The sequence below is a fragment of the Streptomyces sp. NPDC088387 genome, assembly GCF_044753385.1.
In the GTDB taxonomy this organism is placed as follows: domain Bacteria; phylum Actinomycetota; class Actinomycetes; order Streptomycetales; family Streptomycetaceae; genus Streptomyces.
Window position 1 is genome coordinate 37,540 of record NZ_JBIVNC010000028.1, and the last position, 12,735, is coordinate 50,274.

Consider the following 12,735-nt stretch of genomic DNA (forward strand, 5'->3'; position numbering starts at 1 on the left):
CGACAGTTGTGTCGGGTTGTAGGGCTAGGCTGTGGGTGATCGAAAACGACGAAAGCCCCAGGACCGTGCAGGGTCCCAGGGCTCTCGAACGGGGCGAAGCCTCGTTTGGGCGACACCTGATAGGAGGTGATCGCGGGATGAAGAGTACCCGCGTCGGCGGAACTGCACGCGTATCTGCGCCGTTCCTCTTCTGCGATCACGCCATCGGACTCGCCTTTGGGTATGCGCCGACTCCGCTCTCGCATTCGAGGGGGTCGGCCATGACCTAGCGGCCATCGGCCGCGCGCGCCGACAGGTGGAGTGGCATCCACTGGCCTCGCGCGGCCCGTCTTCCGACCGGACGCACCGTCCAGGTCGGCGCTCAGATCCCGGTTTTTGGCGCCGGTTCTGGGCTCCAGCTCATCGAGCTGGGTCTTTCTCACTAATGCAACACCCCGCTTTGGCAAGCGGGCCTGCAACACCCCGCCTTGGCAGGCGGGCTGCTCCACCCGGTCGTCCTTTGGCAAGGCGACCACCCCGGCTCTCCAGGAGCCCCTTTGGCAGGGGGCCTCTGTTGAGCCACCAGCGTCACCCCGGGTTCGGCGGCCTTGGCAGGCCGTCGGGCTCGGGGCTCCACCCGTACAGAGCGTTCGGCCGTGGTCAGGTCCCTTGGCAGGGGCCTGGTCGCGGTCGGGGCGATCCATATGAAGGTTGGTGTCCCCGCCATAGTGCACGAGATCGGTGTCTTCTGTCAGCTCGACCGTGTCCGTTTCAGCCTGGTTCGAGCCCCCCACCCTTCCCGCGTGACGGGATTCGCACACCCTGTTTGCCCTGTTCACGGCATTAGTCACGAAGATTCTTCGGGGTGGAGTGTCACACGGACCCCGGTCCGCGACACCTATACCGAGAGGGGGGCCCATGTCCTCCTGGCGGCGCCGGCCGCCGCGGTGCTCCGGAGCTCCGTCCCGTGGGGCGGGACGCGATCCGAAGTTCCTGCCCGCCGGGCGGGAGGTAGCGACGGTTTCGCCGCTGCTCGGACTCTGTCCACAGGCGACCTGCGCAAGGCTGCCGAGATGATCTCTTTCTCGTCCGTTCGGGTGGGCCGATGAGCGCCGCGGCGGCGTCGGTCGCCGTGCTCCCGCGCCCGCGCACGGAGTTCGCCGGCGGGGCGTCGCGTCGTCGGCTGCGGTCGGTTCCGGCGCAGGCCGGTCCGGTCGCGCGGCTGGAGCTGGGTAACCCGCTCCAGCTGTCGAAGACGATGCGGGCCCGGCTGCTCGCGGCGGTGCGCGCGTTGGTGACGTCTCCGGCGTTGGCCGGGGCGTCGGACGGCGCGCGGCTGGCGTCGGTGGTGCTGACCGCGAAGGCGGATGTGCGCAAGGACTTCGAGACGTCGATCTGGGCGGCGGAGCTCGGGCGGTGGCTGGGGGTGTCGCAGTCGACGGTGGCGCACACGGTGCTGCCCGAGCTGCGCGCTGCCGGGTTCCTCGGCTCGAACGTCGCGACGAACGCCTTCGGGCACGCGACGGGCCTGGAGTGCTGGGTGATCCCGATGTACCGGGCGCAGAAGGCCGGCGACCGGCGGCACGCGCTGGCGCTGTCGCGCTCGGAGTTGGCGGTGCTGCTGAGCCTGATCGAGGTGCTGTTCGGTCCGGGGTGGGCTCCGAAGGACAAGCCGGTGGTCCCGGCCGGGCTGCTCGCTGGTCGTACGGGCCGGGGTGCTGCGACGGATCGGCTCGGGCTGCTGCTGATGGTGCTGACGACGGGTTCGGCGGGCTGGCTGCAGCTGTGCCCGGGGTCGGTGGACACCGGCCGTGGGCGGCCGGCGGCGACGGTCGCGCGGCTGCTGGGCTGCACGGCGGCGGCCGGGGCGAAGGTGCTCAAGCGCCTCCAGGAGCAGGGCGTCGCGGACGTGGTGCGCAAGGAGACCGGCTCGGGCCTGAACGCGCAGTCGCGGGTGCGTCTGGTGCCGGTTGCCGAGGCCCACGGTGTGGCCGTGCGGGAGGCCCGCCGGGTCGCCAAGGCCCTGATTTCAGACCTCGCCGGTACTGCATCCGGAGATCTTGAGTCCGGCGAGACGGGCGAGACCCTTGTGACGACTGGGATCGAGGGCGCCGGACAGGGCGGGGTGGCCGGATCGGCAGACCTCGCCGCAACTGCACAGCACCACGCTCTCCACGCTTCTGGGGTTACTCCTGGGGGTTCTCTTGCGCTCTCTGGTGGCTTTTCCGGCGAAGGCCGTGGTGGGAACCACGGTCTGCCGGACCGCGCGTGCGTGCGCGAGGACGGCGGCCCGCTTCGCGGGGAACAGCAGGAGAAGTCCCCGTCGATGAGCAGCGAGAAGCCCGGCCGCGGGCCGGTGGCCGACGGTGCGGTGCGGGTCGTGGACGGTGCGGGTCAGGGCAGGCAGCAGCGGGGGAGGGTGCCTCTGCCGCCGGAGGATCTGCGGGCCGTTCTGGCGCCGGTGGACCTGGTGTGGGCGCGGCTGGAGCGTCCAGCCGCCCGCCGCCTGGTGGAGGCCGCCGCGCGCAGCGAGCTGGGCAGGGTGGTCGGGTTCGCCGGCCGCGCGGACGCGCCGCAGGTCCTCGCCGACCGGCTCGCCCGGCGTCTGGCCGACCAGATGCGGCTGGCCGGGCCGATCAAGGACCCGGTGGGCTGGCTGATCGGCGCCGGTCTGCCGCAGCGCCAGCAGTGCGGCGACGTGCGGTGCGACGACCGGGTGCTGCTCGACTCCGGGCAGGACTGCCCCCGGTGCGAGGAGAAGCAGGCCGACCGCCGGGACCAGCGCCGCGCGGTCGCGGCCGCCGTCGACGCCGCGATGCCCGGCGCCTCGGAGGCGGAGCGGCGGGCGGCCACCGCCAAGCAGCTGCACCAGGACGTGACGGCCAGGGCGTGGGCGAAGGTGCACGAGTGGGACCAGGTCCGAGCCCGGCAGGCCGCCGCAGCTCAGGCCCGTGCCGAAGCCGCGGCCGCACAGTCCGAGCCGGAGGTCCCGGCCGCGCCGGTGGCCCCGGTCGTGCTGCCCGCGCCCCGTCCGGCCCCCGTCGCCCCGGCCCCGGGGGTCGTCGACGTCGACGACGACCAGGAGCTCGTCCTCGAGGACCTGACCCGCGAGCAGGTACTCGACTGGCGCACCCGCGCCGCGCACGACCACCAGATCGTCCACGACCACATCGCCCGGTACGGCGAGCACTCCGCGCAGCGCCTGTTCACCAGGTCGTTCGTCGCGACCGTGCAGCGCCTTTCGGGCCTCGGTCACCTGGACCTCGGCTACACCCCGTGGGGGCAGGCATGAGCGGCAGCGAGGTGTCCGGCGTCGACCTGGCCCGGGTCGCGCTGCGGGCCGCGATGGAGGCGGCGCGCGCCAACGGCGGCGGCCAGAAGGCGAAGGCGAAGCCGCGGCCGGTCCGTGCGGTGCGACGGGACGGGCGCGAGCCGATGGGCCTGGGGGCTGCGATCGGCGCGCTGGTCACCGAGCGCGCGTGGGAGCTCCCGGCCGCCGGCGCGACGCTGCGCGAGCGGTGGGCGGCCATCGCCCCCGAGCTCGCCGGGCACGTCGCCGCCGTGTCGTACGACGCCGACGCCGGGCAGCTCACCGTGTGTCCGGAGTCGGCGGCCTGGGCGACGAAGGCCCGGCTGGAGCAGACCCGCATCATCGCGGCCGCCAACCAGTCGGCGGGCCGGACGGTCGTCCGATCCCTGCGGATCCTGGCACCCGGCACGGTGGCGGTGACCGAGCCGGCCGACTCCGACCCGGAGCCCGTGGCCGCGCCCGCCGGGCCGCCGCGTACCCGGGAGACCGCCTCGGGCGGCTACCGCCGCGCGCTCGCCGCGCACCAGGAGGCGGTGCCGCCGTCGCGGGTGGACCCGCACATCGCGGAGGCGGTGGAGCGGCAGACCGCTGCGATGCGGGAGCTGTCCCGCCGTGCGTTCCCCGAGCCCGATGCCGTCGCGGACGATGCGCCGGCCCCGATCGAGCAGGCCCGCACCGAGCGCCGCCGCCAGGCCGACGTCTCGCGCGCCGCGGCTCTGCGCCGGGCCCGTGCGGAGCGTGCGGCGAGGGAGGCCGGGACGGTGCCGGCGGTGACGCCTCAGAGGGCCCCGCTGCGGACGTCAGCATGAAACGTCGCCTCACCCTCAAGAGGGTTCGTACGGTGTTTGTACGGTAGACGTACGCGAATCTTACGGTTCATGGGGTAGAGTGTGGGTCAGGAGGTGTTCCATGTCCGAGATGTTCGACGCGGTCGACGCGCTGGTCGCGTCCCGCTCCGCTCTGCCGTCGGCGGAGGAGCGCAAGCGGCTGCGGGTCGCGCACGGCCTGACGCTGGACGACGTCGCCGGCGCGCTGAAGGTCCGCCGGGCCACGGTGTCCGCCTGGGAGTCGACCAAGAAGCCGACCGAGCCGCGCGGCCCGGAGCGTGAGGCGTACGCGCGACTGCTCAAGCAGCTCGCGGAGCTCTACCCGGCCCCGGTGCCCGCCACGTTCACCAGCGCCCCCGCCCCGGCGGAAGCCCGTCCTCTGTCCACAGAGGAGGCGTCCGAGGCTGCGGTCATGACTGCAACCGAGAACACCCAGACCCCCGCCCCGGCCCCTGTCGCCGCTGCTCCGGCCGCCGCGACCCGCCCGGCGAGCACCCCCAGGAGCACGTCGACGTCGCGCCGCCCCGGTGCGAAGAAGGCGGCCCCGGCCGGAACCCCGGCGGGCGGCACCGACCCGCGGTTTGAGAACGGGCCGCTGGCGGTTCTGGACATCGAGGACGGGAAGGTCCTGGCTTACTGCGTCGGCGGCCTGGTCCTGGAGGTGCCCGCCAAGTCCTTGCCGTCCCTGATCGACTGGACGCTCAAGGAGGCGAAGCTCGGGCAGCCGAAGCTGTCCGGACCGGGCAAGCCCGCCGACCCGCTGATCGTGCTCACCGAGGCCGCCCTGGAGCGCTACGGCCTGCCCGTCGCCCTCACCGAGGAGGAGCGGCACGCGGGGCGGATCCCGGAGGGCCACAAGGTCATCAAGCAGCTGACCCGCGCCGACTGGCAGCTCACGAAGAGGGGCTTCGGGCCGTGGGCGCGGATCTACCGCCCGGCCAAGGGCTCGGACCGCCAGTGTGTGCAGCTGTGTATCCCGTCGTGGAACGCGCTGGACACCCGGCACTGGGGCGACGCTGCGCAGCTTCCGCCGGCGGAGCTCGCCCGGGTCCTGGGCGCGTACGCGTCGCGGGTGATGACGCCGCGCGGTTCCACCGCTGTCACCGGCCTGGAGCTGATGACCGCCCTGCACCCGCCGACCTACGCCGTCCGCGATGAGGAGACCGGCGTCCTGCGCCAGGCCGACGACAAGACCCCCGGCTCACTGGGCAAGGACGCCATCGACCCGATGAACTGGCCGCCGTGCGAGGTCCCCGACGGGCACCCGGTCCTCAAAGACCTGCCCCGGTTCCACGTGCGCGGACCGGCGGAGAAGCTGTTCGAGGAGGCGTACGACTGGGCGCGGCCGATGACCGACGCGGAGTGCACCCTGCGCCACCTGGTCGGCATCGACGTCAACATGGCCTTCGCGGCCGGAGCCAACGGCTTGAATGTCGGGCTCGGTGAGGCGACGTACGTCAAGGCTCCCGCGTTCGACCCGAAGCTGCCCGGCTCGTGGCTGGTCGACCTGAGCCACGTGGACCTGTCCCGCGTGAAGGTCGGCAAGGAGTGGGTGGAGCTGGACGGCAGCCTGCTTCCGAGCCCGTTCACGCCGAAGGGCGAGCGGCCCGAGGGCCCGGCCTGGTACGCGACGCCCACCGTGGCGTACGCGGTGGAGCTCGGCTACGAGGTGCGCCCGCTGGAGGCATGGGTGCGCTACGACAACGGCCGCTACCTGGACGGCTGGTACAACCGGCTGCGCGACGCGTTCCTCGCCACGATGGCCGACCTCGGCGTCGACGCCGACCTGGCCCCGGCCGACTTCCTCGCGGCGATGGACGGCTACAAGGCCCGTGACCCGGAGCTGGCGATCGTCGTCTCGGCGGTTAAGGCGACGGTGAAGGGCGGCCTGGGCAAGCTGCGCGAGCGGCCTCGGGGCGAGGGCTGGCGGCCGGGCGAGCCGTGGCGCGCGCTCTCCCGGCCGACGTGGCGGCCCGACATCCGGGCGGCGGTCATCTCCCGCACCCGGATCAACCTGCACCGCAAGATCGTCAAGCACGCCGCCTTCACCGGCCAGTACCCCATCGCGATCCTGTCCGACTGCGTCGTCTACGCCGCGAACGGACCGAGCCCGCTGGACTTCCTGCCCTACCGGGAGGGCAAGCCGCTGCCCGGCGGGTTCAAGCTCGGCATCAACCCGGGCCTGGTCAAGCACGAGGGCACCCAGGACGTCCTGTGGGGCGAAGAGGTCCGCGAGCGGTTCAACGCGCCGGAGCTCAACCTCGCCCGGTACATCAAGGACGGCACCGTCACCGACGTCGACAACGGCGAGTAGGGGAGTACGCAGGTGATGAGCATGTTCGGGGACGGCCTGGACAAGGCGGTGCAGAAGGCGTTCACCCGCCCCGCGCCCAAGTCCGCGGGCCCGCAGATGCGGTACATGGTCAAGCAGCTCGGTGGCACGAAGGCGGTCGCCGAACTGCTCGGCATGTCCCAGCGGCAGGTGGAGCGGTACGTGGCGGGCAAGGCCAAGAAGCCGCGCGCCGACCTCGCCGCGCGCCTGGAGCGCGAGGTGACCAAGCGGTGGCAGCCGCAGATCCGGGCGAAGGCCAAGGCGAAGGCGGCGACGACCGGCGGCATCGTCATCGACGCCCGCGCCCGCATGGGCTACACCGCGCCGATCGGGTCGACGGACCAGGACCGCATCCGGCACCTGACCGTCGCCTTGCCGCCCCGCTATGCCGCCCGCCTCTTCGAGGCCCAGGAGCAGGGTGCCAGCGACGACCGCCTGCGGGAGATCGCCGCCGAAGCGCTCAAGGAGGTCTACTTCCAGGACGGCGGCCGCCGCGCCGGAAGCCTGGAGGAGGTCCGGTTCACCGACGTCGAACACCTCGAGTTCGACCTGTAGCAGCCACGCCCCGAACAGCCCGCGAGCCCGGACCGATTGGTCCGGGCTCGCTCGCGCATCCGCGGGGGTCGGATGGTCATGCACGCGATGCCGTGCTCAACGAGGGCGGCTCGCCCGGGTCACCGGCTCAGTGCGCGGGGCCGGGCAGGACGCCACGGATGACCAGCTGCCGCCCGTAGGGGGTCGGCATGGGCTGCATCTGGACGCCGGTGCGCAGCGGCTTCACCGAGAAGCGGAAGCCCTTGATCGGGCCGTGGCAGATGAAGCCGGCCGGTGTGGGGATGCCGATGCCGTCGGGGGAGAGGGTGAAGCCGAGCCCGGCGTAGAAGTCCGTCAGCTCCGGCTCGTGCGTGACGTACAGGATGGCCGCGCCGAACTTCCCCTTCTCGTGGGCGCCGGCCGCGCGCTCCACGTCGGCGACCAGGGCGCGGGCGATGCCCTTGCCGCGCCACGCTTCGACCACCGCGAGGGAGTCCAGGGTGGCGACCAGTCCGGCGATGATGTGCGCGTTGGGCGACCCCATGAGCATGGGGTGGGTGAACGCCCACGCCGCCGGCAGCGTCATCGTGCCGCCGACCAGCGCGCCGGATTCGGTCTCCTGCACCGCGCGGACGCGGGTGTACTTGTCGGCCTCCAGGCTCTGGCGGATCGCGGTGGGAAGCTGCCGCCAGGAGCCATCGGGGTTGTCCGGGTCGGCCAGCCGCATCACGGGCTCTAACGCCGCCGCGTCGGACGGTTCGGCGTCCCGGAGCATCACGCCGTCCGGCAAGGCCGGGACGTCCACGGGGATGATCTCGCCCGGCTGCACCGCGACCCCGGCGTTGGGGGATGAGGCGGCGTACATGCGCTCGCCCATCACGTCCCCCGAGAACAGGCGCTCCGCCTCGCGGCGTGCCGGATTCCCTGACCGTCGGGCGCCCTTGCGCGCCCCGTTCCGCTTCCCCACGGCGTTCCTCCCCTTGTCACCGCAACCCTCCCCCACCCGGCCTCCGGCCTAACGCCCCTCACTGGCAGGCGACTTGAAGCCGCGGTGCCCGGAGTCTGTCCACAGGTGATCCGTGATCCCTAGGAGGTATGAGCGAGCACGAGCAGCAGCAGTCGGCCCCGAGCCGGGGCAAGATCCTGGAGGCCCTCGCGCGGGCGGAGCGGAAGGTGTTCACCCGGCCCGCGCCGAAGTCCGCAAATGCACAGGTGAAATTCCTCCTCACGCGGATGAAGGGGTCGGCCAGGAGCCTGGCGGAGCGCGTGGGCACCTCGACGCGCACGATCGAGCGCTACCGCGCCGGGAAGCTGAAGAAGCCACAGAAGCGCCTCCAGGCGGCCTTGGTGGAGGAGACCGAGTCCGAGTGGCAACCACAGGTCAGGGCACAGGCACGCGAACAGGCGTCCACCTCCAGCGGGATGATGGTGGAGGTGACCGCGTACTTCGGATTCACCTGCACAGGCAGCTCCGACGACGGCCGCATACGCACCATCACCACCCCGATCTCACCCACCTACGCGAAGCAGATCCTGGATCTCCAGGAAGCCGGAGCGACGGAGGAGGATCTGCATCCGATCGTCGCGGAGGCCATCACCGAGTCGTATTTCACGGAATGGGGCACCCGCGCCGATGGCCTGCGCGCAGATTTCACGCACGTCCAGGCCATCGAGTTCCTATTCTGACCCGGTCAAATTCCGGGCCTGCTATAAACAATCCGGCGGGCCGCCGTACAGCGCTCTGGCGGCGGCCCGCCCCGAATCCCGCATCACGAATACGAGGCCGATGATGACCACGCCCTGGCCGCCCCGGCGCACTGCGCGCCGTCCGCTCGCCCCGCGCGTCGCCGCGCCCCGGGAGCCGGTCGACCCCGCCCGCATCGGCCGCCGCGTCGTACGGCGACGGGCGAAGGGCATGGACGCCGGCGCCGTCGCGGCGGCCCTCGAGGACGCCCGGTTCGACGCCCGGCAGGACTCCAGGCACGAGGACCTGGCGGACGACGTCCGCGGCCCTGCGGAGCTCGCGGAGTGGGAGCGCATCGCGCAGCTGCTCGCCGACGCGGCGCCGGGCACCGTCTACGACCCGGAGGCCGACGACGTCGTCCGAGCCGAGCTCGCCGCCGAAGCCGCGGCCGCCGCCGCCCGGGAAGCCGAGCACCGCGAGGCCGCCCGGATCGCGGCCCGCGCCGATGAGCTCCTGGCGCTGCGCGAGCTCGGCACGCTGGAGCAGACCGAGCCACGCGAGGGCGACGAAGCTGTCCGCGACGAACTCACCCGGCGAGCCGGCGGGTACGTCCAGGCCGACGTCGACGCCTGGCTCGCGCACGCCCTCGCCGCGCACCTCGGGCACTACCGCGGCCCGGCCGCCCGCGAGGCCGCCGCCGGTCTTCTCACCCCGCCGGTCCTTGCGCATGCCGCGCTGCTCGCCGAACTGGCCCGTCTGGTCCCCGGCGTCGACGTCGACCAGCTGGCGTTCGCGGCCCGGCTCGCCACCACCGAACCCGAGGCCGCTGGTGCCCTCGCTGTGTTCCTTGCCCGTGTCCGGTCGTAGCGCAGCATTCGCACGGTCCGCTCCGGCGCGCCTGTGATCACCGAGGGTGGCTGTCACGCTGTCACGCTCGCCGGTGTCACGTGCCCCGATCCGGGTGTCACGTTGGGGTGTCACGCTGTCGGTTCGGCCCGGAATCACGGGCCCGACCCCTGGATTCGGGCCACTCGCCGATCAGCGTGACACCGTTCCCGGAGCGACTACGGTCCGCATCCGGGTCTGATCCTTCGCCTGCCTGAACAGTGGGCCGATCTGTGTCATCGACCCCCTGTTTTCCCAGGTGGACACGCTCACTGTGTCACTGTTCAGCTGATCTGTGTCATCGGGTAGCGGGCCGGGAGCTGGGTCTCCCTGGCCTGGGTCCGCGCCCTCGTACGAGCCGGTTCGTCCGGAGTGGTCCCCAGGGCCCGGAGCGGCCGATACCGTTGGAGGCAGACGCCAGTTCTGCCCCCTGGAGCCCTCGATGAGCGAACAGCCGGCCCCCGCCGACCACGCCCGGCAGCAGCTGGAGCCCGCGGCCGCCGACGCGGTCCGTGCGTACGCGGCGAAGACCCGCGAGAACGCCGACCAGCTCGCCGCCGTCCTGGAGGACATCGCCACCAACGGCCTGCCCTCGGTGGAGGACTGCACGCCGTGGGAGGAGCTGCGGGAGGCCCACCTCGCCCGGCTCGCCGCACAGCGGCCGGCCGTCGCCTGATGGCCCCGCAGCACGGCCCGCGCCGCGCCCGGATCGCCTTCTCCGACTCCGCCGCCAAGCAGCTGGAGAACATCACCAGCGAGGCGGAGATCCACGCCCTCGACCGCGCCCTGGTCGTCGTCTCCGTCAACCCCGACGTCGGCGAGGCGCTGCCCGGCGACTCCGCCGGCCCCCAGCTGCGCCAGTACACCGACGAAGTCGAGAGCGTGCGCCTGCTGTACTGGGTCACGGCTTTGCGCACCGTGGTCGTCGTCGCGTACATCGAGGTCTGACCAGCTAAGAAGCCGCTGCTCGCTGCACCGGCCCGCTGCTCCTGGTGCTGCTCGTGCTCCTGGTCGTGCTGCTCGGCTGCTGCAAGGCGGGCTCGGCGTGCAGCGCGGTCTCGCACAGTCCAGACGGCACACGGGTGCTGCTCGTGCAGCAAGGCCGGCCTCCCAGTAGCAGCGGGCGCTGCTGCTCCCTGCTGCACCGGACCACGGGTTGTTCTGGAGAACCAGAACAACCCGGTTCACCTAGTGCTACCGAGCGCTCGACTCGCGGTGGCCGCTGCTGCACGGAGCGCCCCGGCGTTTGTTCTGCTGCACCAGAACAACCCGGTTTAGCCAGTGCTACCGGCTTGATCGCGGGCGGGCATGAAGAAGGCGCTACACCAGGGGTGCAGCGCCTTGGGGTCTTCGCGGGGCCAGGAGGCCGCTGGAGGGCCGGTGAGGGCCCTCGGTGGGGTGTTCAGCCGGTGGCGGCGAGGTTGGCTGTCTGCGCGGCGAACCGGGCCCGTCGCTGCTCGGTGAAGCGTTCGGGTTCGGCGGCTCGGATCTCCGGGACCGGCATGACGGGGGAGGAGACCGCGCCGCCGGTGAGCAGCGGGTGGAGCTGGTAGAGACCGTCTTCCAGGCTCCAGGCGAGTCCGCACTCGCGGAGCTCCTTGAAGCCGCGGTTCACGGTGGGCTTGCTGGCGCCCAGCTCGGAGCACATCTCGTTCTGGCTGATCGCGGCGGTGCCGGTCTCCGGGTCGCTGAGGTACAGCAGCTGGTCCAGGACGCGGCGGCCGGCGGTGGAGACGTCGACCAGGGCCAGGAGGCGCAGGACGTCACGGGAGATCATGACGGGTGCCTCTGTGGGAGGGCTGGGGACGTAAGAGCTGCTCACGGAGCCTCACCACTTTCGATCAGGTCGACGCTGTATCGAGGATATGCCGCGCGAGGTCATGCGCTCGCCTTGCGCACGGGCCGACGCTGCCGGAGCGTGACGACCTTCTCCTTGCGGCGGGCGGCCTCTGCGGCCTTCTTCTCCGCCTCCCGCGCCTGGCGCCACTCGGTGGGGTAGTCGGCGTGCGGGATGATGCAGGCCGGGCCCTCCGCGCCGTTCCACAGCGCCTGCCACTTCTCCTGCTCGCCGGAGGTGCCGGCGACCGTCAGCCACGGGTTCAGCTGGAGAACCCCGCGCTTGGCGGTGCGCATCCAGCCGATGTGCGCGAAGAACTGCGACGCCTCGTTCACCGAGGCCGCCGACAAGTTGCACCGCGCCTGGAGGTCGCGCTGGTTCGTCTTCACGAAGCCGCGGGCGGCGGCACGGGTCTGGTCGTCGGCGCGGTTGGCGTTCTGCAGCGCCACGAGCTTGCACCAGACCTGGAACCAGGAGCCGGGCATCTTCAGGCTGCCGAGCACGTCCATCAGCAGCCGGGCGTCCAGCACGTAGCCGCTGCACTCCGCGCTCGCGGCGAACTCCCGGCCCTTGATCTTCTCCACGCCCAGGATCAAGCCGCCCTTGCCGTCCGACCGCGCAACCACGCGCTCGCCGGGGCGGACGATCGGCAGCTGTTCCATCAGCACAGTCCTCCAGAGATGATCAACGTTTCGAGCAGCACGGTAGCACTAGGTAAACCGGCTTGTTCTGGAGGGGTAGAACAAACAGTGGCTCACAGTTACCTGACGTACCGTCAGGCGTGACCGATGTTTGTTCTGGATCTCCAGAACACCCGGGACGCGTTTGTTCTGGAAACCTAGAACAAACGGTTTCGCATCACCGCAGGTCAGAGCCGGTTTCGGCGCGGAACGCTCTTATGTGTCACTAGAGCTCAACCACCACGCGAACCCCGGCTGACACGCCACGGTGCGTACGGGACAAGCAGCTGGCAGCGGCGGGCGTGTCGCCGTCGACAACCACCAGATCGTGGGAGCCGGCCTCCGTGGCTGAGCTCGCTTCGCGTGCGGCACCGCGGTCCGGTGCAGGCAGGGGACAGCAGCAACGGCTCTGAGTCTCGGGTGGTGCCGACCGTGACGCTCAAAAGCGGGGGAAGCGTGGCCGGGGCCGGTGGACGGTTCCGCCGCCCGGCCCCGGGGGCCGTTCGGCTTCGGTACCTCCGCACGCCGGAATTCGAGCTTTCCGATATCTGAGGTACCGTTCTGTGGCTCGGGTCCACGACTTCGCAATTCGTTATTCCTCGGGTGAGTGGTGGGAAACGAATTCCGGCGCTGACCTTTCATCAAAGCCGCGCCCCGCGCGGGTGGA

The 12,735-nt window shown here is 71.7% G+C and carries 11 protein-coding genes; 8 read left to right on the plus strand and 3 right to left on the minus strand.

Features of this window, described 5'->3' with window-relative positions; translation table 11 throughout:
• The first annotated feature begins 1,084 nt into the window (after window positions 1-1,084).
• The 4 genes from ACIQAC_RS40290 (at window position 1,085) to tpg (ACIQAC_RS40305) (ending at window position 7,003) form a co-directional block, all read left to right on the plus strand.
• On the plus strand, window positions 1,085-3,271 hold the full coding sequence (locus ACIQAC_RS40290; protein WP_402200636.1) for a hypothetical protein: 2,187 nt from the start codon (window positions 1,085-1,087) through the stop codon (window positions 3,269-3,271).
• Entirely contained in the window at window positions 3,268-4,098 is an 831-nt protein-coding gene (locus ACIQAC_RS40295) for a DciA family protein (RefSeq protein ID WP_402200638.1), read from the plus strand. Before ACIQAC_RS40290 ends, ACIQAC_RS40295 begins: the two co-directional genes overlap by 4 nt.
• A gap of 100 nt (window positions 4,099-4,198) precedes the next feature.
• Window positions 4,199-6,430, plus strand: coding sequence for a telomere-associated protein Tap (gene tap, locus ACIQAC_RS40300; protein ID WP_402200639.1), 2,232 nt, complete (start codon window positions 4,199-4,201; stop codon window positions 6,428-6,430).
• 15 nt (window positions 6,431-6,445) lie between these two features.
• Window positions 6,446-7,003: a telomere-protecting terminal protein Tpg gene (tpg, locus tag ACIQAC_RS40305; protein ID WP_402200640.1), complete on the plus strand. Its 558-nt coding sequence runs from the start codon at window positions 6,446-6,448 to the stop codon at window positions 7,001-7,003.
• A gap of 127 nt (window positions 7,004-7,130) precedes the next feature.
• Here tpg (ACIQAC_RS40305) and ACIQAC_RS40310 read toward each other — a convergent pair whose 3' ends face one another.
• Window positions 7,131-7,949 (minus strand): GNAT family N-acetyltransferase, encoded by an 819-nt coding sequence (locus tag ACIQAC_RS40310; protein ID WP_402200641.1) that lies wholly within the window; start codon window positions 7,947-7,949, stop codon window positions 7,131-7,133.
• Window positions 7,950-8,077: 128 nt separating this feature from the next.
• Here ACIQAC_RS40310 and tpg (ACIQAC_RS40315) point away from each other — a divergent pair, with 128 nt between their 5' ends.
• The 4 genes from tpg (ACIQAC_RS40315) to ACIQAC_RS40330 all read left to right on the plus strand — a co-directional run bounded on the left by tpg (ACIQAC_RS40315) (window position 8,078) and on the right by ACIQAC_RS40330 (window position 10,499).
• Window positions 8,078-8,668, plus strand: a complete 591-nt coding sequence (tpg, locus tag ACIQAC_RS40315) for a telomere-protecting terminal protein Tpg (protein ID WP_402200642.1) — start codon at window positions 8,078-8,080, stop codon at window positions 8,666-8,668.
• A gap of 103 nt (window positions 8,669-8,771) precedes the next feature.
• Window positions 8,772-9,533, plus strand: coding sequence for a hypothetical protein (locus tag ACIQAC_RS40320; RefSeq protein ID WP_402200653.1), 762 nt, complete (start codon window positions 8,772-8,774; stop codon window positions 9,531-9,533).
• 460 nt (window positions 9,534-9,993) lie between these two features.
• Window positions 9,994-10,227, plus strand: coding sequence for a hypothetical protein (locus ACIQAC_RS40325; RefSeq protein ID WP_402200644.1), 234 nt, complete (start codon window positions 9,994-9,996; stop codon window positions 10,225-10,227).
• Window positions 10,227-10,499: a hypothetical protein gene (locus ACIQAC_RS40330; protein WP_402200646.1), complete on the plus strand. Its 273-nt coding sequence runs from the start codon at window positions 10,227-10,229 to the stop codon at window positions 10,497-10,499. The genes ACIQAC_RS40325 and ACIQAC_RS40330 overlap by 1 nt, the downstream gene beginning before the upstream one ends.
• A 454-nt stretch (window positions 10,500-10,953) precedes the next feature.
• Here the strand turns inward: ACIQAC_RS40330 and ACIQAC_RS40335 are convergent, their stop codons facing one another.
• Window positions 10,954-11,328, minus strand: a complete 375-nt coding sequence (locus ACIQAC_RS40335) for a helix-turn-helix domain-containing protein (RefSeq protein ID WP_402200648.1) — start codon at window positions 11,326-11,328, stop codon at window positions 10,954-10,956.
• Between the two features lie 101 nt (window positions 11,329-11,429).
• The gene (locus ACIQAC_RS40340) at window positions 11,430-12,050 is read right to left on the minus strand and encodes a hypothetical protein (RefSeq protein WP_402200650.1); all 621 of its coding nucleotides are present in this window, start codon (window positions 12,048-12,050) and stop codon (window positions 11,430-11,432) included.
• Window positions 12,051-12,735 lie beyond the last annotated feature (685 nt).